The 21,655-nt window shown below is 44.3% G+C and carries 21 protein-coding genes and 1 tRNA gene; 7 read left to right on the top strand and 15 right to left on the bottom strand.

The window, feature by feature from the left end; genetic code table 11:
* Positions 1-326: 326 nt before the first annotated feature.
* Positions 327-785 (bottom strand): DoxX family protein, encoded by a 459-nt coding sequence (locus tag JV36_RS0106350; RefSeq protein WP_032096275.1) that lies wholly within the window; start codon positions 783-785, stop codon positions 327-329.
* Between the two features lie 202 nt (positions 786-987).
* Here JV36_RS0106350 and JV36_RS0106345 point away from each other — a divergent pair, with 202 nt between their 5' ends.
* Positions 988-1,893: a LysR family transcriptional regulator gene (locus tag JV36_RS0106345; RefSeq protein ID WP_032096276.1), complete on the top strand. Its 906-nt coding sequence runs from the start codon at positions 988-990 to the stop codon at positions 1,891-1,893.
* A gap of 1 nt (position 1,894) precedes the next feature.
* Here JV36_RS0106345 and JV36_RS0106340 read toward each other — a convergent pair whose 3' ends face one another.
* Both JV36_RS0106340 and JV36_RS0106335 read right to left on the bottom strand, forming a co-directional pair.
* On the bottom strand, positions 1,895-3,361 hold the full coding sequence (locus JV36_RS0106340; RefSeq protein ID WP_032096277.1) for a DUF3360 family protein: 1,467 nt from the start codon (positions 3,359-3,361) through the stop codon (positions 1,895-1,897).
* Positions 3,362-3,523: 162 nt separating this feature from the next.
* Positions 3,524-3,615: transfer RNA gene (locus JV36_RS0106335), tRNA-Ser, on the bottom strand.
* Positions 3,616-3,854: 239 nt separating this feature from the next.
* Here JV36_RS0106335 and JV36_RS0106330 point away from each other — a divergent pair.
* The 5 genes from JV36_RS0106330 (at position 3,855) to JV36_RS0106310 (ending at position 6,327) form a co-directional block, all read left to right on the top strand.
* The gene (locus JV36_RS0106330) at positions 3,855-4,520 is read left to right on the top strand and encodes a Bax inhibitor-1/YccA family protein (protein ID WP_032096278.1); all 666 of its coding nucleotides are present in this window, start codon (positions 3,855-3,857) and stop codon (positions 4,518-4,520) included.
* Positions 4,521-4,584: 64 nt separating this feature from the next.
* Positions 4,585-4,974, top strand: coding sequence for a sulfurtransferase complex subunit TusD (gene tusD / locus JV36_RS0106325; protein WP_032096279.1), 390 nt, complete (start codon positions 4,585-4,587; stop codon positions 4,972-4,974).
* Positions 4,974-5,342 carry a DsrE family protein gene (locus tag JV36_RS0106320; protein WP_032096280.1) on the top strand — a complete coding sequence of 123 codons (369 nt, stop codon included), beginning with the start codon at positions 4,974-4,976 and terminating at the stop codon, positions 5,340-5,342. Before tusD ends, JV36_RS0106320 begins: the two co-directional genes overlap by 1 nt.
* Entirely contained in the window at positions 5,342-5,731 is a 390-nt protein-coding gene (locus JV36_RS0106315) for a DsrH/TusB family sulfur metabolism protein (RefSeq protein ID WP_032096281.1), read from the top strand. Before JV36_RS0106320 ends, JV36_RS0106315 begins: the two co-directional genes overlap by 1 nt.
* A gap of 248 nt (positions 5,732-5,979) precedes the next feature.
* Positions 5,980-6,327, top strand: coding sequence for a TusE/DsrC/DsvC family sulfur relay protein (locus JV36_RS0106310; protein ID WP_032096282.1), 348 nt, complete (start codon positions 5,980-5,982; stop codon positions 6,325-6,327).
* A 188-nt stretch (positions 6,328-6,515) separates the two neighbouring features.
* Here the strand turns inward: JV36_RS0106310 and JV36_RS0106305 are convergent, their stop codons facing one another.
* From JV36_RS0106305 to lrp, 7 genes are all read right to left on the bottom strand, one after another.
* Positions 6,516-7,214: an SOS response-associated peptidase family protein gene (locus tag JV36_RS0106305; protein WP_032096283.1), complete on the bottom strand. Its 699-nt coding sequence runs from the start codon at positions 7,212-7,214 to the stop codon at positions 6,516-6,518.
* Between the two features lie 269 nt (positions 7,215-7,483).
* Entirely contained in the window at positions 7,484-8,779 is a 1,296-nt protein-coding gene (gene serS, locus JV36_RS0106300) for a serine--tRNA ligase (RefSeq protein WP_032096284.1), read from the bottom strand.
* A gap of 10 nt (positions 8,780-8,789) precedes the next feature.
* Positions 8,790-9,185: a fluoride efflux transporter CrcB gene (gene crcB / locus JV36_RS0106295; protein ID WP_032096285.1), complete on the bottom strand. Its 396-nt coding sequence runs from the start codon at positions 9,183-9,185 to the stop codon at positions 8,790-8,792.
* A gap of 12 nt (positions 9,186-9,197) precedes the next feature.
* A complete protein-coding gene (locus JV36_RS0106290) occupies positions 9,198-10,514 on the bottom strand; it encodes a replication-associated recombination protein A (protein ID WP_032096286.1) in 1,317 nt (438 codons plus the stop codon).
* Positions 10,501-11,262 carry an outer membrane lipoprotein chaperone LolA gene (lolA, locus tag JV36_RS0106285; RefSeq protein WP_032096287.1) on the bottom strand — a complete coding sequence of 254 codons (762 nt, stop codon included), beginning with the start codon at positions 11,260-11,262 and terminating at the stop codon, positions 10,501-10,503. Before lolA ends, JV36_RS0106290 begins: the two co-directional genes overlap by 14 nt.
* 4 nt (positions 11,263-11,266) lie before the next feature.
* Complete coding sequence (locus tag JV36_RS0106280) at positions 11,267-14,122, bottom strand: DNA translocase FtsK (protein WP_032096288.1); 2,856 nt, start codon at positions 14,120-14,122, stop codon at positions 11,267-11,269.
* Positions 14,123-14,345: 223 nt separating this feature from the next.
* The gene (lrp, locus tag JV36_RS0106275; RefSeq protein WP_032096289.1) at positions 14,346-14,831 is read right to left on the bottom strand and encodes a leucine-responsive transcriptional regulator Lrp; all 486 of its coding nucleotides are present in this window, start codon (positions 14,829-14,831) and stop codon (positions 14,346-14,348) included.
* Between the two features lie 161 nt (positions 14,832-14,992).
* Between lrp and ald the strand changes: the two genes are divergently transcribed.
* Positions 14,993-16,126 (top strand): alanine dehydrogenase, encoded by a 1,134-nt coding sequence (gene ald, locus JV36_RS0106270; RefSeq protein WP_032096290.1) that lies wholly within the window; start codon positions 14,993-14,995, stop codon positions 16,124-16,126.
* Positions 16,127-16,241: 115 nt separating this feature from the next.
* Here ald and pyrF read toward each other — a convergent pair whose 3' ends face one another.
* The 5 genes from pyrF to JV36_RS19865 form a co-directional block, all read right to left on the bottom strand.
* Positions 16,242-16,937: an orotidine-5'-phosphate decarboxylase gene (gene pyrF, locus JV36_RS0106265; protein WP_032096754.1), complete on the bottom strand. Its 696-nt coding sequence runs from the start codon at positions 16,935-16,937 to the stop codon at positions 16,242-16,244.
* A 48-nt stretch (positions 16,938-16,985) separates the two neighbouring features.
* Positions 16,986-18,155: a lipopolysaccharide assembly protein LapB gene (gene lapB / locus JV36_RS0106260; protein WP_032096291.1), complete on the bottom strand. Its 1,170-nt coding sequence runs from the start codon at positions 18,153-18,155 to the stop codon at positions 16,986-16,988.
* On the bottom strand, positions 18,155-18,415 hold the full coding sequence (locus JV36_RS0106255; protein WP_235207789.1) for a LapA family protein: 261 nt from the start codon (positions 18,413-18,415) through the stop codon (positions 18,155-18,157). The genes lapB and JV36_RS0106255 overlap by 1 nt, the downstream gene beginning before the upstream one ends.
* A gap of 99 nt (positions 18,416-18,514) precedes the next feature.
* Positions 18,515-20,854 (bottom strand): PilZ domain-containing protein, encoded by a 2,340-nt coding sequence (locus JV36_RS0106250; RefSeq protein ID WP_032096292.1) that lies wholly within the window; start codon positions 20,852-20,854, stop codon positions 18,515-18,517.
* 155 nt (positions 20,855-21,009) lie between these two features.
* A partial coding sequence (locus tag JV36_RS19865) for an IS3 family transposase (RefSeq protein ID WP_052038397.1) occupies positions 21,010-21,655 on the bottom strand: 646 nt, incomplete at its 5' end.

The raw sequence follows: 21,655 nt of genomic DNA, 5'->3' as shown, positions 1-21,655 counted from the left end.
GGATTCGAACCCCCGGTGGGTTTGACCCCACGTCTGATTTCAAGTCAGGTGCATTAAACCGAGCTCTGCCAACTCTCCTTAAGTGCTGCGTATGATAATGATTTTGGCTGGCCTGTAAAGCCCTTATTTCAATAAAATCAATCAACTGGCGAATTGGTGAACAATGTGATTATATTTTGATTTGTAGTAACAAAAATTGAGCAATTCGCACTTGTCTTTGCAACGACTAAGCACTGCAACGACTAAGCCACTATTCGGTTTCATTTCAATTTCACAATAGCGGCTTAGTGCACAGCACAATCACTATTAATAGACTAACGCTGCTCTTAATTTTCTGATAGCTCGAATTTTTTTACTATTGTGCTATCTATTGAATACTTACCCCCACCCTGTATGGCTAATGCCACAGTAATAGCCAGCAGCGATAATGCAAATTCGTATCCGTTGTTACTCATAAATAACCCGTTACTGCCATGAACAGTCACAATTGCAATAATCATGGTGAAGGCGCTTACCATTGCCGCAGGTCTAGTTAATAAACCGAGTACTAAAGCTATTCCGCCAAAAAATTCAGCACTTCCAGCCAATAGCGCCATTAAAAAGCCAGGCGCTAAGCCAATACTCTCCATCCACTGACCCGTACCTTCTAATCCGTATCCGCCAAATACGCCGAACAGTTTCTGACTACCATGTGCAGCTAAAATAATGCCTACTGGTAGGCGTAATGCAAGGTTGGCGATGCTGTTGTTAGTTGTAAATACGCTTTTTAGTAGTGAATTTTTCATTTTTTAATCTCCAATAGTTTTTAATTTATGAATTCATGAGTGCCTGTCATATAAGCTGTAATCTCAAGATGATAAGAATAATAACTAACAACAATGCTTGAATAAATGGTGCAATTATTGAATTATTATCAACAATTTGTTTTCAATGTTATTTACGAAGAATGAGTGAATAATATTGAAAGATGACTGAGAGGCTATGGTTATGGACCGAATAGATCTATTGAAGACGTTTGTTGTGGTAGTAAACGAAGGCAGCTTTACTAAGGCTGCATCGAAACTCGATATGTCTAATCAACTCGTTAGCAAATATATCAACCAGCTTGAAAAGCGTCTCGACGCGCGTCTTTTCAACCGAACCACTCGAAAGATTCATTTAACTGAGGCCGGTTATCAGTGCTTACAGCACGCTAATCATATTCTTGAAAGTGTCAATGATATGGAAGGCCAACTTGGACTGTTGAATTCTCAAGTAAAGGGAACACTGCGCATTAGCGCTCCGGTCTCATTTTCCACCCTTCATTTATCAGACTGTATTGGTCAATTCCAAACCCAATATCCCGACGTGTCTATCAACCTGCAGCTAAACGATAGAAAAGTGGATGTGGTGGAAGAAGGATTAGATGTAGCATTGCGCGCAGGCATACTCAGCAATTCTTCGCTGATCGCTAAAAAGGTGACTACGATAAAGCTTGCTGTTTGCGCATCACCACACTACTTAAAGAAGTACGGCACTCCACAGCACCCATGCGAACTGCGTCCAGAGCATTATCTCGAATATGCACATGTTAACTACGACAACGACAAATCGGAACTCATACAGGCCCTGAGAACAAATGCGCAGAAGCACGCACCACGATTAACAGCCAACAACGGAGAGGTACTTGCTGACGTGGCAAAGCACGGTGAGGGTTATGTACTGCAACCTACATTTATTGTATCTAAGGCGCTACAAAGCGGTGAACTGGTGTCCATACTAGAAAACTATGTTCCACAGTCTATATCACTTTATGCCGTATACCCTCACCGTAAGCTAGTATCTTCAAAGCTTAAGGTGTTTATCGACTTTTTATGCGAATTTTTTGACGATACGCCCCATTGGGATAGATAAACTAAACACGAAAAGACGACATGATGGCCGGCACACCGGGAAACATGCCAATCAGCGCCATTACCGTACATAGCACGATAAAAGTGATGCCTGGTATTAGCCACCTACCCGCCTTTCCAAGATCTAACGCTCGCTCTTTACACCCTACAATACCCAGGTTATCGAGCAGCATCGTAAACGACCATCCAAATACGGGGTTCACCAGCACTGAACTGATGACAACAAGCGCTGCAGATTGGGTTGTTTTGCCCTCTCGGGTCATTTGCATGCCAGCTTCCATGAGAGGCAGAAACACGCCAACAATAAGGGCGACACATAACACTGGAGGCCAAATTGCCAAGTCCATGGGATAGCCCCAAATTGCGGCTATCACGCACAACAGGCCTGTTATTATTGCGCCACCGGGTATGGGTCTGCGGGCAATTGACGCTGGAATAATATAGGTGCCCCATGATGAGGCAATATTGCCACCTCCAAGCGCTGAGCCTATTGCTTGTCGACTAGACGCAGCAATCATAGTGTCATCTATATTCATGTAGGCATTTTCACTATTTTTAGGATAGCTCAGTTTTTGAAATACTTGCTGACCGAGAAAATCCGGTGACCACATAGCCACGGCCAACACAGCAAAAGGTAATACGGCAACAAAATGAGACCAATCGGGTAGCCCTAGCTGCCAACCGGTATTCTCACCCCACCAATAGGCTGGGTTTAAATTTGGCATACCTGGCGAGGTCGTGAATTCAAAAGGCGCACCCATCGCAAGTGCGATCACCGCGGCCATGACGGCCCCAAGAGGAATGGCTAACCAGCGCTTTTTGATGTGCTCGAGCCATGCAAACATCACAATAGTGGCAATGAGTACAACAAACGCTAAATAGCCCATATTGAAACCTTCGGCCCATTCAAACAGTTTTTTTACCTGCCCAGTAATGCCAATAAAACCGAGATACAGTAAGAGACCGCCGCACACACCTTTACTGGTTAGCCTTGCAAGCAGGCTTCCCCCTTTGGTGATCCCCAATAAAAAGCCCAGTACTCCAATTAATAACCCTAACGCCATGGGGTGACCACCCGATGCGACCATTAAAGGCACGAGAGGTAACAAAGGTCCGTGGGTGCCGGCCAAGTTAGCCGATGGATTTAAAAAACCGGAAATCAGTACAACAAACAAAACGGCGGCGATAAGTAGCTCAAAGCGAACGTTCTCTATGACAAATTCCGGCGATAAACCAAGCGGTGCAGCAAAAGCCCCTACCACCGCGGCAACCATAACAATTTTACCTATAGTCGCTGCCATGCCTGGAATAAAGTCTTCCCACTCAATGCGGTAGTCTTTAAAAGGAAGATTCGGGCGCCAGCGTTTAACAGACAGTATTTGTAATTCGTGATTGAGATAATCATCTCGGGTTTTGAAAGAGTGACTTGGCTTATGCAGCTCTTTATATGAAGCGCTATCTTGAGACACAAAACACCTGTGGGTCGCTAAAAGGAAGCGCAAGGGTAAACAGGTCTAAGGAGGGTAACAATGCGACTGTAGTCTTAGTCAAAAGTCTAATCAGCGCCGATCTGTAGGTATATTTTCTTTTGACATAAAAAAACCCGCAACAGTGTGCGGGTTTCTCAAATCTGGCGGAGAGTGAGGGATTCGAACCCCCGGTGGGTTTGACCCCACGTCTGATTTCAAGTCAGGTGCATTAAACCGAGCTCTGCCAACTCTCCAGAAGTGCTGCGTATCTTAATGATATTTTTTTCGCTGTAAAGAGAAAAATTAAAAAAGTTATTTAAGTGCCCATAAATCAAACAAATAACGTATTTAGTGTGTACCTTGGGTGTTTTTATAAGCACATAACGTCATTTTCATCTGAAACTACTTGAAAATGGGAACTAAAACCCATACAACATACACTAATTACAAGTGTACCAGTTGTGGTCATATCATAGTCCTATTGGAGGAAACAATGGATCAACGTTCGATGTATTCTAGTGCATCTCAACCATCGGTATTGCAGACGAACAAGGTTCTACGCAACACCTACATGCTGCTTGCGATGACACTAGCGTTTAGTGCAGTTTGTGCAGGTGTCGCAATGGCAGTAGGTATTTCTCCTATGATGTCATTAGGCATGACCATAGGCGCATTTATCACTTTATTTGTAGTTCAGAAGAAAGCAGACACATCATCAGGTATTTTTTGGGTGTTTGCATTTACGGGATTGATGGGTGCGTCCCTTGGCTACACATTAAACTTCTATCTAGGCGTGGCGGGACCAGGTCTGATTATGGAAGCATTGGGCGCAACTGCGCTCGTGTTTTTTGCTTTATCAGGTTATGTACTGACGACTAAGAAAGACTTCTCATTTATGGGTGGCTTTTTGGTTGTAGGTTTAGTGGTAGTGCTTGTTGCTGCAATTGCGAACATCTTCTTTGCAGTGCCAGCGGTAAGCCTAGCAATTAAAGCAGCTATCGTATTTATTATGTCTGGTTTCATCTTATTTGATACTAGCCGTATTATCCACGGTGGTGAAACAAACTACATTCGCGCCACTGTGTCGCTTTACCTGAACATATACAACTTGTTCACTGCGATACTTCACCTTCTAGGTGCATTTGGCGGCGACGACTAAACAAGCGTTTAATACGTAAAACAAACACCCCTTAATCGGGGTGTTTTTGTTTGGAAGACTTTTTATGGCGCAATATTCAGTTTTAATTACCTCACCGCCCTTTCATGGCGACAGTGCAATTCGTGCGCTTCAGTTTATTGGGGGCGTGATTGATAGTGGCAGCACTATTGATAATGTCTTTTTTTATGGCGATGGGGTTTATCATACCAACAACCTTATGCTTGAGGCTGGTGGTGAGTGCTTTAGCTTTGGTGAGTGGAAAAAGCTATCTGATGCTCATAATGTAAAACTGTTGGTATGCATTACCGCTGCTGTAAAACGCGGTATTGTAAGCGAACAAGAAGCGGTTAATAACGGCATCGCCTCTGCGAATTTAACAGCTCCTTTTATTCAGGCTGGCTTGGGCGAGTTTTTTACTGAATTACATAATTGCACTAGGTTGGTACAATTTTAATGGCGAGTTTACTTATCCGATTTACCCAAAGTCCTTATGGAAGCGCGTTTAGTCAAGACGGGCTAGACTTTGCGCTTGCAGCAACAAATTATGGGCATACGGTTCACGTTCTTTTTGAAGGTGAAGGGGTATTACAGCTTGTTCAAACAGCATCAACAAAAGGGATAAAGAACCACAGCAAACGTTTAGCCTCTATGCCTTTTTTTGATATTGAAGAATGCTTTATCTGCAAAGATAGCGTTAACGCCTTTGCAATCGATAGTGTGCTTTTAAATACCGGATTAATAGAAGAACTCGAAGGACAACTGCTAAGCGCTACACAGCGACTAGCATTGATTCAACGTGCTGATCACGTGGTAACCTTTTAATGATTATCAATATTACCAGTACACAGCTTTCAGATAGCAACAAAGCACTAATCAATGCCGTTTTCGATGCAAATTTAGATGCAGTTTTAATTACAGATCATGAGGCGGCTTCTAATACCGGTGTTAAAAAAGACCAAGCCACTGACTCGGCGCCCATCATTGTATTTTCTGGCGATGGCGTTTTTGCACAGTCCAGCACTGCGGCACTATTAGCTAAGCGTAAAGCGTTGTCGAACGAAGCCGAGGCGAGCCCCAGTAAGACTATGCTTTTTGCAGTAAAAGAAGATTTAGCACTTCGAGGTGCGTGTGTTGTGAACAATGTTTCGATAATCAATTACCAAGAATTTGCAGAGCTAGCGAGTCGTCATCAGCAATGGGTTACGCTCTGAGCTTACGGGTTAGATTGATTTGCGTTAAAGAGTGTGTGGCTCGTGTTGGTGAAGAATATTTAGTGAAGCGTATTTGGTGAAGCGTATTTGGCGGTTTAAAAAGGTGATATGGCCTACCTATGAGAAATTGCGGCACTGAAGTGACCAATTCGACGCTGCTTCGAAATAGCCTTACGAGAATTCGCTACGAGAAAAGCCAATAGAAAGACCTAAGAGAAAAATCTAAGAGAAAGACGAACGAGAGAAATATGTCACAAGATACCTTTAGCTTTACCTACAACGGAAATGAAATTCCAACAGACAAAGCGGGTTACCTGCTAGATTATACGTTGTGGGATGAGGGAATGGTGCCCTTACTGGCCCAAGAAGAGAATATTGAGCTAAGCGATGCACACTGGGAAGTCGTTCGTTTTGTTCGCGAGTTTTATGAAGAGTACGAAACAAGCCCCGCTATTAGAGCACTGGTAAAAGCCATGGCAAATAAATTTGGCCCCGAAAAAGGAAATAGCCGCTATTTACAGCGTCTGTTCAAAAAAGGCCCGGCCAAACAAGCAACAAAGCTAGCTGGTCTACCAAAGCCTGCGCGCTGCCTATAACGCCTCTATTAATATGCCCTTTCCTAAAGTGATCTCCCCTAACCTGCGCGTCCCTAACATGCCCTTCTCTAATATGCCGAGACCGAATAGTGCCACTGGCATTTTACTAGAGAATATTGTCACCACATCATAGAAGAGAGCTTTGTTACAGACAAAGCAGCTATCCCGTTATCTGCTGTCTTGGCTATTTAGCGTGTTGAAGCTGGCAGTATAGCAGCGAATGCCAAAGGTTCGCCGCTTTTAAAGGTTTTCACTTTAGTGACTTCTAGGTCGCAGTAGATTTTGGGGTTCGACAATAGCTCATCGACGGCTTCGTTTTCCTCGTTCCCAAGCCAAGCGTGAATGACTTCTTTATCGTGGGGTAAGAAACAAGGAATGGATTTTTCGTGATACTGGCTGAAATCAGGTCTTGGCGGCCGCGTTACCACTGCACATGAAAAGCATCCGTTGCTAAAAATTCGATAGACCACACCTAGCAGCATGGCGCCGCTGGTAGGACGCATTAAATACTGTGATTTACCGTTAGCAGAAGGATTAGACTCACCCACTGCAGTAGCGACAACAACACCACGCCGTTTAGATATTGCTTTATGCCAGTACGGGCTATCTAAATTTCGTGCATTAAACGTGGTGCGATCACCAAGCGCTAATGTATCGCCAACGGGACTCGCATCAAACCACCACGTTGCGTTTATAGTGCGCTTACTATCTACAATAAGGTTAGTAATACGTTTATCTACCGCTTTGCCAAATGCCGGATAAAAATTGAGTATATCGCTATGCTGTGCCTCATCGTTAAAAAGCGGAATGGTTTCACCTAACCCTACCTCTTCAAGTAATTCAAACACCGCTGGGGAGTTTGTCTCTCGTTGGATAAAACCGCACATATAGCCTCCATGTTTTCCACACTTATTGACTTCAAATACGAATTACAATTTTCTAGCAAATACGATGGTGTTTAGCCAAGATTCTCGTTACGCATAACCGTTTAAGCCAGCAAATACAAAAAAAGCCTGAGGTAGAAACCATCAGGCCTTTATTGTACGTTTAATTAAAAACCTCTTTAATACAAGACTTTTTAGTAGAAGACTTTAAAAACTGAACAAGTACGAGTAGCTATAAACAGTGTTCACTCAGTGTTACAAAGCTACCAGTTTTACTGAGGTTTAAGTACTTCAACACCGCCCATGTAAGGGACTAGTGCTTTAGGTACCGTTACGCTGCCGTCGGCTTGCTGATTATTCTCTAAAATAGCAACCAATGTACGCCCTACTGCTAAACCTGAACCATTCAATGTGTGAAGCAACTCAGGCTTGTTGGTTTCAGGGTTACGGAAGCGAGCCTGCATACGACGGGCTTGGAAATCTAACATGTTAGAACACGAAGATATTTCTCTGTAAGTATTTTGGGCGGGTAACCACACTTCCAAATCGTAGGTTTTACAAGCTCCAAAGCCCATATCGCCCGTACACAGCAGCATTTTGCGGTAAGGTAATTCAAGTTTTTGCAGAATCGCTTCGGCATGACTAGTCAGCGCTTCAAGCGCGTCAAAGCTATCTTCAGGCTTAACGAGTTGCACTAACTCCACTTTATCGAATTGATGCTGACGAATAAGGCCTCGCGTATCGCGACCGTATGAGCCTGCCTCAGAACGAAAACACGGTGTGTGAGCAGTCATTTTCACTGGTAGCGATTTGGCGTCTACTATCTCATCGCGCACGATGTTAGTGAGCGGCACTTCTGCTGTAGGAATAAGGGATAGACCCTGTCCTTCTTCAGTTGCTGGCTGAGTGTGAAACAAATCTTCACCAAACTTAGGAAGTTGACCTGTGCCATACAGGCTGTCAGAGTTTACTAAGTAAGGCACATACATTTCTTGATAGCCGTGCTCACCGGTATGCACGTCTAGCATAAACTGCGCTATTGCTCGATTTAAACGTGCAACATCGCCACGCATGACAACAAAGCGGCTGCCGGTAATTTTACTTGCCGTAGAAAAATCGAGGCCATTGTTTAAGCGCTCGCCTACATCTACATGGTCACTCACTTCAAAATCAAATGTTCTTGGTTGGCCCCAGCGTGATATCTCTACATTGTGATTTTCGTTCTCACCTTCAGGCACAGACTCGTCAGGCAAGTTAGGTATTCCTTGTGTCATCACTGTAATTTCATCTAACAATGCAGTTAATTCAGCCTTTGCTGAATCAAGCTCATCACCGAGTTTACCAACTTCAGCTAGCAAAGGCGCAATGTCTTCGCCCTGTGCCTTCGCTTTACCAATAGACTTGCTGCGCACGTTACGCTCATTCTGCAGATCCTGAGTTCTGGATTGAAGTGTTTTTCTTTTTTCTTCAAGCGAACTAAATGCTGCCACATCAAGCTTAAAACCACGGGCAGCCAAACGTTCGGCAGTTTGTTCTATATCGCTTCGCAAACACTTTGGATCTAACATGCGTTCCTACTTATCCTTTCATCAATTCAATTGCCAGCCACCCTGCTATTAAGCAAGCGCCGACATTAAGAAATACGTTAGCTACGGCCTTCAGCCACAGCCCATTTTCTAACAACGTTAGCGTTTCAATGGAAAACGTTGAGAATGTTGTAAATGCACCCAATAACCCCACACCTAGTAGTGCGCGGTATGGCGAATCGCTCAAATCGTGACGTTCTATCAAGCCATAAAGAAGCGCCAGCGCAAATGAGCCAATGACATTTACCGTTAGTGTACCAAACGGCATGTTTTTTCCAAACCAAGAATCTACCGTTGTGGTAACAAAATAGCGTAAACATGCACCTGTCGCGCCGCCAGCGGCGATAAAACAGTACAATGTTAAGCTGTGTGATACGCCAAATGACACGCTAATACCCCTTTACCGTCTGTTTTTGCTCTGTGAATTTAAGCTGTCTAAGAAATCTCGTTTCGCTTTAAGTGCCTTTTCTAAGCCTCTCTCGCTAGGCTCATAAAATCGCGTTCCTGCAATACTCTCTGGCAAATAAGTCTCACCTGCCGCAAAAGCATTTGGCTCATTATGTGCGTAGCGATAACCATCGCCATGTCCAAGATCTTTCATTAAGGACGTGGGAGCGTTACGTAAATGCATAGGCACTGGCGCATCTGACGTTTTTCTCGCTAATGCCTTTGCAGCACTAAACGCCATATAAACCGCATTGCTTTTAGCTGCTAATGCACAATAAACGGCAGCCTGCGCGATAGCCCGTTCGCCTTCAGCTGGGCCTACGCGATGAAATGTATCCCAAGCATTAATGCAAAGCTGCATGGCCCGCGGATCAGCATTGCCAATATCCTCTGAAGCGATGGCCAGCAAACGCCTACCAACGTAAAGGGCATCGCCACCACCGTCTAAAATGCGGGCATACCAGTATAGTGCTGCATCGGGGTCTGAACCTCTCACCGATTTGTGAAAGGCAGAAATGAGATCGTAAAACGTATCGCCCTTATTATCGTAGCTCGCCACTTTTTGGCCAACGGCTTGCTCAATGTCACCAATAGCAATTTCATCACTGCTGGTGAAGTCGGCAGATAGCTCTAAATAAGTGAGAAGGCGTCTGGCATCACCACTGCTTAAGTCGATAAGGGCTTGTTTTGCAGGTGCTGAAATTTTTAAATGTCGTTCGCCAAGCCCTTTTTGCACATTGGCTAAAGCCCGTTCTACTAGCTCAGCCAAAGCATCATTTTCAAGTGGCTTAAGTACGTAGACTCTTACCCTAGATAACAACGCATTGTTTAGCTCAAAAGACGGGTTTTCCGTGGTTGCACCGATAAAAGTCACGACACCAGATTCAACGAACGGTAAAAACGCGTCCTGCTGACTTTTATTAAAACGATGCACTTCATCAACGAATAACAGCGTACGCTGATTGTAGCGAGCGTTATCTTGGGCGCTGTCCATGGCCGCACGAATGTCTTTTACCCCAGACGTCACAGCTGAAATACGAAGCACTGTAGCGTTAGTATATTCGGCGATGAGCTCTGCTAGGGTTGTCTTTCCTGTTCCAGGGGGCCCCCACAAAATCATCGAGTGACAGTGACCCGCCTCTAGCATTTTACGAAGGGGCTTGTCAGGGCCTAAAAGGTGAGATTGGCCGCTGTATTCTTCAATGGTAGTAGGCCGCATCCGCGCGGCCAATGGGGCGAATGGGGCGAATGCCTGATTAACGCTGGTCATCAATAATAAAACTGTCTGGCACTTCAACCTCAAACGTATCAGCGGCAAGTGGGAAGGTTGTCTCTATATCACTGAAGGTCAGCGTGCTTATTTGTTGCTGAGCATCTAACATGGTTAACGCTGCAAGTTCGTTGTCGCTATTGAACGTAAGGGTAAGCGTTAATATTTGTCCGCCCTGCTGCTTAGGCGTTATTTGAAAGCTGCGCAAATTTGACGTGTTTTCTTGTCCTAATCTGTTTCCTTGTTCTAACAGCTGCGATAACTCATTATCAAGCTGGCTAATAGAAAACATCGACCACGTGCTGTCATCAGTAGAGGTGAGTAACATAACAGGGTTGTCTTTAATGGCGTTAGCCTGAGATAGTACAGTAACCTGCTCTACAAATGTGTCTACATTCCACACGGCCTCGCCGTCGGCTATCAGTAGCGTCTCGTCTGGAAACGTTGTTTCCCAACGCAGCTTGTCAGGACGTGTCATCACAAGCACACCCTGTGCTTCATGTACTACATTTTGTTGGGCATCCACAACGGTTTGGGCAAAATTAGCCCGAAACTGACGCATATTACTGAGCAGTGTTTTTAATGCCGATGTGTCGTTCGTATCAATATCGCTCGTTGTTTCAGGAGCAGCCATTGATTCAGGAGCAGCTTCGACTGAGGCCTGTGTTTGAGCATTTAACACAAAACTTGTCGCGCCAGCAGCCACTAAAAGCACACTGCGTACAAGGTACATTGCTTTGTTCTTCATATCGTTATTCCTTTATTGGGGGCGGCGCTATGACTTCGCGATTTCCGTTGTGCCCCTGTGCACTTACGACCCCACTCGCCTCCATTTGTTCAACTAAACGCGCTGCCCGATTGTAACCGATTCTGAATTTACGCTGCACGCTAGACACACTTGCACGACGTGTTTCAGTAACAAATGCGACGGCATCATCGTAGAATGCATCAAACTCTTGCTCTTCACCTTCAGGTTGTTCACCAGGTAGTAGTACTTCAGCAGACGCTTCACCGTTTAGAATTTCATCGATGTACTCGGGTTCGCCACGTTTCTGCCAATCGGCAACCACGGCATGCACTTCATGATCGTCTACAAACGCGCCATGTACTCGCGTAGGCACCGGACTTCCTGGCGGTAGGTAAAGCATGTCACCCATACCAAGCAGCGTTTCAGCACCCTGTTGGTCTAATATGGTGCGCGAATCTATTTTGCTTGATACCTGAAACGCGATACGAGTAGGGATGTTTGCTTTTATTAATCCGGTAATAACATCTACAGACGGTCTTTGCGTGGCCAAAATAAGGTGTATGCCTGCGGCTCGCGCTTTTTGTGCAATTCGGGCTATCAGTTCCTCTACTTTCTTACCAACAATCATCATCATGTCGGCAAATTCGTCCACCACAACCACAATGGCAGGTAATTTATCTAAATCTGGCGCTTCAGTTTCCATGCTCTCTTCATTTTTCCAGAGCGGATCTTTTATCGGCGTTCCATTTGCCTTAGCCTCTTCAACTTTGACGTTGTAGCCTTTAAGGTTTCTCACACCAAGTGCACTCATTAATCGATATCGGCGCTCCATTTCGCCCACACACCAGCGCAGAGCATTTGCCGCCTCCTTCATATCGGTAACAACTTCAGACAGTAAGTGAGGAATACCTTCATATACCGATAATTCGAGCATTTTGGGATCTATCATGATCATGCGAACGTCTTCAGGCGTGCTTTTATATAGCAGGCTCAAAATCATTACGTTCACACCTACCGATTTACCCGAGCCTGTCGTACCAGCAACGAGCACATGCGGCATTTTTGCTAAATCTACAATAACTGGCTTACCGGATATATCAGCGCCAAGTACCATGGTAAGCGCCGATTTATTCGATTGAAATGCATCGCAACTGATGACTTCGCTCAAGCGAACCATTTCTCGCTGCTTATTCGGCAGTTCTAACCCAATAACCGATTTACCAGGGATAACCTCAACAACGCGCACCGACATGGCAGACATCGCTCGCGCCAAATCTTTCGACAAACCGGTAATTTTACTTACCTTAACTCCCGGCGCTAAATCAAGTTCAAAGCGCGTAATAACAGGCCCTGGATAAACACCCACTACCGTGGCTTCAATATTAAAGTCGGCTAACTTTTCCTCAACCAGTCGAGATATACCCTCAATCTCTTCTTGGGTAAGGGGGTTTTCGTGTTTATCGGCTCGCTCTAGCAAATCAAAGGATGGCATGGGTGCCATGTTTTCATCAATTTCCTGTCTTGGCTTAATAGGCTTAGCACCCACTGCCGCTGGCGAAAACGGTTGTTGTACAGAGGTATCTACCGTTTTTTGAGTAATTGCAGGTTCTACGGGCGGTTGAATATGCGAGTTCGCTGAGTCTTCTTCGTCGCTTGCGTAAGGCATGTCTGCGTTAAATTCATCAAACTCGTCAAAGTCACCGATAGTTGGCTCAGCTCTTCTTGTGCTTTCACTGAAAGCGGCAGAGTTTGTTGCGTTAGGAGTCATTTCGTTAGCATCTTCATCCGCTCTACTATCAACGATTGATTCAGCTGAATTCCCAGAATCACCCAACCCCACTTTATCCTTAACGGCCGCGCGCATGCCTGATAAAGAAAATGGCGATTTTTTCGGCTCTTTTTCAATATCCTTAGAAGACGGTGTGGGCTCGTCTGTACCGTCGGTGTGAGAATAAAATGGCGGTTCGCTCTCTTCATCTGACTGGCTGGTATGGTGAGTAGCAGTGTCTACTGTAAACCGTGGTTCCTGTCTCTCAGAGGGCGAATGATGCTGATTCGCCGCACTATCATCGTGTGCATTGTGTGAAGGCGCAGCAGATTGCGCTCCCCTCTCCTGCCACTGTCCATGATCAGAACCAGATTCAGATTCAGATTCAGATTCATATTCATAAGCAGGCTCAGCGCGCATGGTCGTAATATCAAGTTCACCTGATGAAGCGGTATTATCCTTAACATTACTGGTTAGCGCTAAGCGCGGTATCTCAAAAGACAGTAACCGCTGGGGTGCACTAATCGTTTTTCTGGTAAGCCACAGAGCGCCCTCGCCTATTTTGTCAATTATCGAAAGCCAGCTCACGCCGGTGAGCAAAGTAAACCCCGTGCAAAAGAAACAGAGTAAAAGGAGGATTGTACCTGCAGTATTAAAATAGGGAACTAACGCAGAGCTTATAACGTCTCCAATAAAGCCCCCAGCAGAAAAGTTATAAATATCGTCAAAGTTGATACTCGCGATACCCGTTGCGCCCAGTGCCATAAGTAAACCGCCAATAATGCGAAGACCTATGGTTAAGTAGTCAAATTCATCAAGCTCTTTAATATGCTGAAAAAGAAACCAACCTAAGAACGCTGCACCAAAAGGCAGTAAATAGGCGAGGAAGCCGAAAGAAAATAGCAATAAATCGGCAACCCACGCGCCAGTGGCCCCCACCCAATTGTGTACATCGAGCTGCAGCCCGGCTTGGCTCCATCCAGGATCGCCAGGATGGAAAGATGCTAGTGCCAGCAATAAGAAAAAGGCGAAAACGCAAGCGACTATCATGCCTGCTTCCCACACTCGCTGAACCCCTGTTAATCGCGCCATAACGTTTATAAAACCTTTAAATTATCTGCCACTACTATTAATGTAATGCGCTATAAGTACAAGAAACCCGTTTTTGTTTCCTGCTATCCATTCTCTGTAACCACCTCAAACCTTCTGTAACCGATATGTATTGGTTCTGTAAGGTATTGAAAGCGCGCGAGTATTAAAGCACTGTATTTTTGCACAGCCTACCATAAAAGCAACATTCTGAGCCATGCTTTCATTACTTCAAATTAATGCGCAAAGAAGACGTACTTTTGACTTCTTCCATAACTACATAGGTTCGTGACTCACTGACGCCCGGCAAGCGCAGTAATGTGTCCCCTAATAGCTTTCGATAGCTAGACATATCTGCCACTCTTGCCTTTAACAGAAAATCAAAGTCGCCTGAGACTAGGTGGCACTCTTGTATATCGTCATGCAGTTTTACCGCAGCAGAAAATTCTGCAAAGATATCCACAGAAGTTTTCGTTAATGTTATCTCCACAAACACCAACATTGCGGCGCCAAGTTTTTCGGGATCCACAATGGCGTGGTAGCCTTTTATATAACCTTGGCTTTCCAGTCGCTTAACCCGCTCAAGACAAGGGCTGGGGCTCAGACCCACTTCCTTAGCCAGTTCTACATTAGAAACCCGTCCATTTTTTTGTAACTGAACTAGGATATTCCTGTCTATTCGGTCAAGGTGTTTTGGGGTTTTCACTAACATATTATATTTTTCAAAAACAATGAATAGCCATACTATATGCTAGTAATTGCTATTTTTCAGCACATAGTTCGCTTTTTATTAACGTATACTCGCCAAAATAAACACACAGTTATTTTTAAAGCCGAGCCACTCCGTGCTCATCAGTAATAAGAGGACCTAGTATGTTAGTTGGTGTACCAAAAGAAATAAAAAACCACGAGTATCGTGTTGGCCTAACGCCAGCTGCAGTGAAAGAATTCACTAGCAACGGTCACTCTGTGCTAGTTCAAACATTAGCAGGCGATGCCATTGGTTTTACTGACGAAATGTACGTAGCCGCTGGCGCTAACATTGCGCCAACAGCTGAGCAAGTTTTCGCAGAAGCAGAAATGATCGTAAAGGTAAAAGAGCCTCAGCCTAACGAATGTAAGATGCTGCGCAAAGGCCAGACTTTATATACTTACCTTCACCTTGCACCAGACCCAACGCAGACTAAACTTCTCGTAGAATCTGGAGCAACATGTATTGCTTATGAAACGGTTACCGACGACCGTGGAGGCCTCCCTCTTCTTGCTCCTATGAGTGAAGTTGCAGGTCGTATGTCTGTACAAGCAGGTGCGCATTACCTAGAAAAAGCCCACGGTGGCAGTGGCACTTTGCTTGGCGGTGTACCTGGTGTTGCACCTGGTAAAGTACTGATTATTGGTGGTGGCGTTGTAGGAACAAATGCGGCGAAAATGGCTCTTGGTTTAGGCGCAGAAGTGGTTATTCTTGACCGCTCTCTTCCGCGCTTGCGTCAAATCGACGATATCTTTAATGGCCAAGTGAAGACAGTTTATTCTACTGTTGACGCAATCGAGCACTATTCCTCAAAAGCTGACCTAGTGGTAGGTGCGGTGTTAATTCCTGGTGCAGCAGCACCTAAGCTGCTTAACCGTGAACAAATTGCTGCAATGAAGCCTGGCTCAGTATTGGTGGATGTTGCCATCGACCAAGGTGGTTGTTTTGAAACTTCAAAAGCAACGACACATCAAGACCCTGTTTATATCATTGATGATGTTGTGCACTATTGTGTTGCTAACATGCCAGGTGGTGTTGCGCGTACATCAACGATGGCGCTAAACAATGCAACTCTGCCGTTTGGCCTTGCTTTGGCAAACAAAGGTCCAGTTCAAGCAATGCTAGATGACAAGCATTTACTTGCGGGTTTGAACACCCACGAAGGAAAAGTCACGTATAAGGCGGTTGTTGATGCGTTGGGTGAAGAACTTGGCCTAACCTATACGCCAGCAGAAGTAGCGCTTAACGGGCTTTAATCTTGTAGCTACTGCTTTGGATCAGCCCCACTAAATAAAAAAGCTCGATGTCTGTAATAAGACGTCGAGCTTTTTTGTATGTATTCAATTGATGAAACGAAAATGAATTCGCTGTTCAACGAATAGATTCATTGACCTCTGTTAACACTGCCATTGGATCTGCGGCCTGTGTGATAGGTCTCCCCATCACTAAATAGCTAACGCCATGATTAATAGCGTCAGGCGGCGTCATTACTCGCTTCTGGTCGCCAGCTTGGCTTCCACTAGGCCTTATGCCGGGTGTTACCAGTAAAAAATCATCGTTATGACGTTTGCGCAGAGCAGCAGCTTCTTGCGCTGAGCAAACGATACCGTCTAAGCCGGCTTTTTCCGTTAACTCTGCCAGTCGCAATACCTGCTGTTCAGGCGTAACACCATCAATAACACCTGAAAGCTGCTCTTGATCCATACTGGTTAGCACCGTGACGGCAATCAGCTTGGTATTGGGGTTGTTGCTATTTTCAATGGCAAGCTTTGCAGCCTGCATCATTGGCAGCCCACCAGAGGCATGAACGTTTACCATCCAAACGCCAAGTTCAGCAGCAGCTTTACACGCTTTGGCCACGGTATTGGGGATATCGTGAAATTTTAGATCTAAGAAAACGTCAAACCCTTTACCCACTAAACTCTTAACAAACTCAGGCCCGAATAAAGTAAACATTTCTTTGCCTACTTTGAGTTTACACAAGCTGGGACTTAGCTTATCGACAAACGCTAATGCGGTGTCTTTGTCGTCATAATCAAGCGCTACAATAACGCGGGGGTTTTGAATAGCTTCATTGGGAATAGCTTCATTGGGAATAGCTTTGGGCATAAATCATTACTCTCCATCTAACCCTTTTATGGGTTTTACTACGCCCCATTTCTTACACGATGGGCATAGCCAATACAATTTTCTACCGGAAAAACCGCAGCTATTACAGCGATACTTGGGGCGCTGAAGCATTTGTTTTCCAACTAACTCTTTTAATAAACGCAAACTATCTGCAGTATTCTTATCGCTGAGCTGGTCGATATAAAGACCCATCAAGGTTTTAAAACCTCGCATGGTAGGACGCTTTCTAAGCTGCTCAATTAAGTACTCACTGGCTTGCGATATCTCACCTTTTTTCAGCAAAACATCAACCATGGCTAGGTATGACGTAGCGCATTCTTGCCAGTGTGCTTCCAAGTTCTTTTCGAAGCTCTCCCACTCACCAGTATCTTCGGCAATTTTTTCTAAACTCGGCACGGCTTCACTAAACCAATTAATATCTCGCTCAGCTACCTGAACGAAATAAGCAGTGGCGTCGGTGTATCGTTTTTGATTAAGTGCTAACTCGCCCAGCATAAGCCAAGGGCGAACCGCATGAGCATCGGCATTAACCGCTTTTTGAAGTAACGTAAGGGCTGCACCCTGACTGTCATTTTTAAGCTCAACCGTTGCCTGCTCACAATAAAAGTGAGCAAGTCGCTCGCACACATCATCGTTATCGCCGTGACATTCCACCATACGTTCAGCAAGCTCAATTGCTCGCTGCCACTCTTTGGTTGTTTGATAAATACTGAAAAGTTGTTGCTGGGCTATGAGGTAGTGCTTTTCACTGTTTAGTAACTGGAGAAACGCATTTTCTGCACGTTCTAAAAAGCCTGCCTGTGTGTAATCTTGCCCTAGTTCCCGTAATGCGTTTTCCCGCTGTGCAGGCTGAAGTTCATCACGACTCACTAAGTTTTGGTGCACCTTAATTGCGCGGTCTATCTCGCCTCGGTGACGAAAAAAACTGCCCATGGCAATGTGGGTTTCTACCGTGTCGCTATTCACGTTAATCATTTTAATTAACGTATCAACGGCTTTGTCAGGTTGGTCTGAAAGAAGGAAGTTAAGGCCTTTGTAATAATGCTTAGACAGTATGCTCGACTGCTTTCTTTGTGCCTGGCGAACGCTATTGCGCCCCATTATCCAGCCATAACCTGCCGCGACAGGTAAAAGTAAAAACAGCAGCTCTAGCATTAGTGGTCTTTTTCCAAATGCTGCATCTTAGATTGCGCCGACATTAGCTGCACTTTCAAACGCAACCAACTCGCTAGCATAATCAAGATACCAACAATGACCCCTATAGAGAGCGAAATAGCGATGAGAGTAGATAATCTAATGTTTGCTTGAGCAATAAGATAATTTACCGTCACTACTCCTTCGTTTTGCGACCCAATAACGAACGCCACCGTTAGCAGCGCAAGAATGATCAAAAATGATACGATCCCTTTCAACACAAAACCCTTTAATTTGATTTATTGGTAAGAATAGCAAAATGGGAAAAAAGATAACACAAAAAAGCATTACCCAATGCAGATAGCAGCGCGGTTTATCGATTAAGCAGGAACAGAATCAGGCTCTTTCAACTCCCGTTTTGCAATTAGGTTGTCGATAACGAGATCGTGATGCAGCGCCGACATATTAGTAATAAAAATACAGTGGGTGTACCCTGCTTGCATCGTCTCTAATTTATCGTACATCGCTTTATCGAGTTTTGATAATTGTGCCAACCGTTTCTTGGTTAACGGCGTGATAGCACCGTGACAGCGAATTGCCGTTACGTCAGTGGAACTCAGCTGAATTTTTCCTTCATCCAGCTGCTCTTTAATTTGGGTGCGAAGTTTGGAGTACAAAAAGTCTCGCTCTCTAATAAAAACAAGTCTGTTGTCACTTTTGCGAACGCAATGTACGACCAAATGCTGCTGTATTGACTCTTTAAACATTGCCTCTAGAATTAAAGACTTAGGTTTGGCTTGCCCTTTGTCAGCAAAGAACCCGTGCAAAGGAATAATATTTTGGGTACGAGAAAAAGGAAATAAGTCATCCGAGTTATCGCTTTGATACACGGTTTTGAGTCTGTCTAACGTAAAGCGATTCATTACACACAGCACTGCTAGAGAAGGCATATGCCTTACCGCCAACTCCCATATAAACCGATGGGTTAAACGCTGAATACGAGCAATGTCCCTTACTTTAAAATACGCCGTATTTTCTTCTACAATAGTGTCTACATTGGCACTAACCTTGGTTTTTCGACCGACTTCAGCCAAACATAACCTGATAACGCCAGAGGCAGGCTCAAAATATACAACCTTATATTTTTCATTTTTGATTTTAAGGTCTGGCACAGAAACCCGAATTTCTTTTTGTAATTCGCTGTTTGGCGCAACAATAAGCCGCATACCGCTGGCAGACAAATCGGCAACCCGTGCCTCTAAAGACGATAGCAGCCCAATTTTAATTGAGGCTGCTTTATCGATGACGTAACGAGTTTCGTTACGTCTGTCTAAATCCTCTTCCATCACATAATCAATATGCCAATTGTCACCGCTGGCTTTAAGATCGCTTGATAGTGGTTTGAAACTGCATTTCGCACTTAAGGTTAAATTGCCAATATACCCAGAGACATCTTTACAATAGAGGACATGAGAAATGTTAGCGAGCTGCTCAAATTCTTTGCTAGCTATATCATGTATGGCAAACGCTTTTTGCTTATCTGTCCGCGTCACAACATCAAGGCGGCAATGACTGCATATAAAATCATCGTTTTTCGCCAACAGGTAAACTAACGCGTTTAACTGGCCCAGTTCTACCAGTTGCCTATGGGTAGCTGTAATTTTTACCGTGGCATTTTTGGTTTTTATTGTACCGTGAAAGACGAACGCTTCATTGTATTTCAATAGCTCCTTAGCAAGAGCATCAAAAAACGGTTTATCTTGTAAGCTCGCAAGTAACTTTTCAGCTTTGTTGTGCTCAACATTGGCTTTTGTAAAAAGCGCTATTGTTGGCTTTAGCGACTTTTTATGGGCAGATAAGTAAACGGGTAGCCAAGGGCTATTTTCCAAAATTCTATCGCGCTCTAATTCTTGCATGGCGCGCTCAATCTCTAAATCCCTTTGCAAAGGCTGCCTGTAAGCGGTGGCCTCCACATAGCGTCTTAGATTAGTTAAGAACTCAGGCTCGATATCATCGGGAAACACAAAGAATGACTCATATTTCCCAAGGTGCTTATTATATTTTACTGCTTGAAGGTTAAACGCGATGTCTGTGGCTTCTTTGGTTAAACCAGCTACTTCAGGTAACGTAAACGTTATGGTGTCGCCTGTGGTTACGTTTGGGGGGCGCTTTGTTTCTACCACCATACCAAGGTGAGAAAAAGCACTTACACTGCAGTGCCTTCCCTTTTCAAATTCTGGAGAGCTTACGGTAAAATTAGGTCTTATTGCGATGTCGTCACCAAAATCGATGTCAGTAAAAGACTGACTCTCAATATTGAAAGCATCCACGATTTTTTTAAACTGGTCTTTCTTAATCTGGTTCTGATAGAAATCGGAGTTCATTACCGATTCAAAGACGCCGACGGTGTATCTGTCTTGATAAAGCGAGGTTTCACTTTTGAGGATCTTTGCACCCACCTTATCTAAACGCATTTGAATGCCGAAGTGCTTAAACTTCATCACAGGAAAATGTGCAAAGGCGGAATTATCAGCGGGCGCGTCTGTAAGAGAGGTAAGCCTAACGACTTCCTCCTTTACCACTTTTCGAACAGCACTTGGTAAGCGTTTGGAAAACTTATTAATTCCCTCTAACAAACGATTTTGCTGTTCATAGGGGATAAGTGCACGAATTAGCGGCTGGTATTGTTTTATTATTGCTTGTTCTTCGCCGGCTGACATTACTTCAATTAAAACCGTTTATTCTTATAGCGATAATATATAACTGTCTTTAAGTAAGGGTCAATAGTTATTAGCGGCAAGTCCTACGTATAACAAAATATACGCATTAATTATGAGATTTTAACCGAATGTTATAGAGAATTGGGAAAGCATGACTAGTCCTGATATAAGTTGACACTTTTTTCAGTTAAAAACGCTCGATGAACCTCATCGGGCGTTTTGTATTTTAATGATAGATGTGGTCTACGATTATTGTAAATGTTAATCGACTCCCTAACCATCTTCCTAGCTTCATTTAAGTCCTTGGGCTTGCTCAACAGATATTCATTTTTCAGTATCCCGTTAACTCTTTCAGCAAGTGCGTTCTGATAACAGTCGTATCCATCCGTCATCGAACAGCTCACACCATACTTTTCATGAAGCCGTTGATACTCTGCTGAACAATACTGTATGCCTCTATCAGAGTGATGGATCAGCTTCTCACCAGAGTGCCTGTTCATTAACGCATCATGGAATGCTCTCTTCACTGATACTGTTTTCATGTTGTCATCAAGGCTATAGCCTACGATTTTTCTCGAGTAAGCATCTGTTACCAAGCTAAGGTAGCTTTCTCCTGCTGATGTAGGCAGATAAGTAATATCTGCAACCCATAATTGATTAGGCCGCTGCGCTATGAACCCCTCTTTTATGAGGTTTGGGTGACGTCTAAATCGATGATGACTATTGGTAGTTTTATGATAAGCACGCTTTGGCGCCACTAATAACCTGTTGTGGCGTAATAAGCAAAACAATCTATCGCGG

The sequence above is a fragment of the Alteromonas sp. LOR genome, assembly GCF_000753865.1.
In the GTDB taxonomy this organism is placed as follows: domain Bacteria; phylum Pseudomonadota; class Gammaproteobacteria; order Enterobacterales; family Alteromonadaceae; genus Alteromonas.
The sequence above is the reverse complement of the archived record's forward strand: the minus strand, read 5'-3'. Positions and strand labels throughout refer to the sequence as shown.

Bases quoted from the DNA above. Each gene is read 5' to 3' on its own strand.
- JV36_RS0106350 (WP_032096275.1), bottom strand. From the start codon at position 785: ATGAAAAATTCACTACTAAAAAGCGTATTTACAACTAACAACAGCATC.
- JV36_RS0106345 (WP_032096276.1), top strand. From the start codon at position 988: ATGGACCGAATAGATCTATTGAAGACGTTTGTTGTGGTAGTAAACGAA.
- JV36_RS0106330 (WP_032096278.1), top strand. From the start codon at position 3,855: ATGGATCAACGTTCGATGTATTCTAGTGCATCTCAACCATCGGTATTG.
- tusD (WP_032096279.1), top strand. From the start codon at position 4,585: ATGGCGCAATATTCAGTTTTAATTACCTCACCGCCCTTTCATGGCGAC.
- JV36_RS0106320 (WP_032096280.1), top strand. From the start codon at position 4,974: ATGGCGAGTTTACTTATCCGATTTACCCAAAGTCCTTATGGAAGCGCG.
- JV36_RS0106315 (WP_032096281.1), top strand. From the start codon at position 5,342: ATGATTATCAATATTACCAGTACACAGCTTTCAGATAGCAACAAAGCA.
- JV36_RS0106310 (WP_032096282.1), top strand. From the start codon at position 5,980: ATGTCACAAGATACCTTTAGCTTTACCTACAACGGAAATGAAATTCCA.
- JV36_RS0106305 (WP_032096283.1), bottom strand. From the start codon at position 7,214: ATGTGCGGTTTTATCCAACGAGAGACAAACTCCCCAGCGGTGTTTGAA.
- serS (WP_032096284.1), bottom strand. From the start codon at position 8,779: ATGTTAGATCCAAAGTGTTTGCGAAGCGATATAGAACAAACTGCCGAA.
- JV36_RS0106290 (WP_032096286.1), bottom strand. From the start codon at position 10,514: ATGACCAGCGTTAATCAGGCATTCGCCCCATTCGCCCCATTGGCCGCG.
- lolA (WP_032096287.1), bottom strand. From the start codon at position 11,262: ATGAAGAACAAAGCAATGTACCTTGTACGCAGTGTGCTTTTAGTGGCT.
- JV36_RS0106280 (WP_032096288.1), bottom strand. From the start codon at position 14,122: ATGGCGCGATTAACAGGGGTTCAGCGAGTGTGGGAAGCAGGCATGATA.
- lrp (WP_032096289.1), bottom strand. From the start codon at position 14,831: ATGTTAGTGAAAACCCCAAAACACCTTGACCGAATAGACAGGAATATC.
- ald (WP_032096290.1), top strand. From the start codon at position 14,993: ATGTTAGTTGGTGTACCAAAAGAAATAAAAAACCACGAGTATCGTGTT.
- lapB (WP_032096291.1), bottom strand. From the start codon at position 18,155: ATGCTAGAGCTGCTGTTTTTACTTTTACCTGTCGCGGCAGGTTATGGC.
- JV36_RS0106250 (WP_032096292.1), bottom strand. From the start codon at position 20,854: ATGTCAGCCGGCGAAGAACAAGCAATAATAAAACAATACCAGCCGCTA.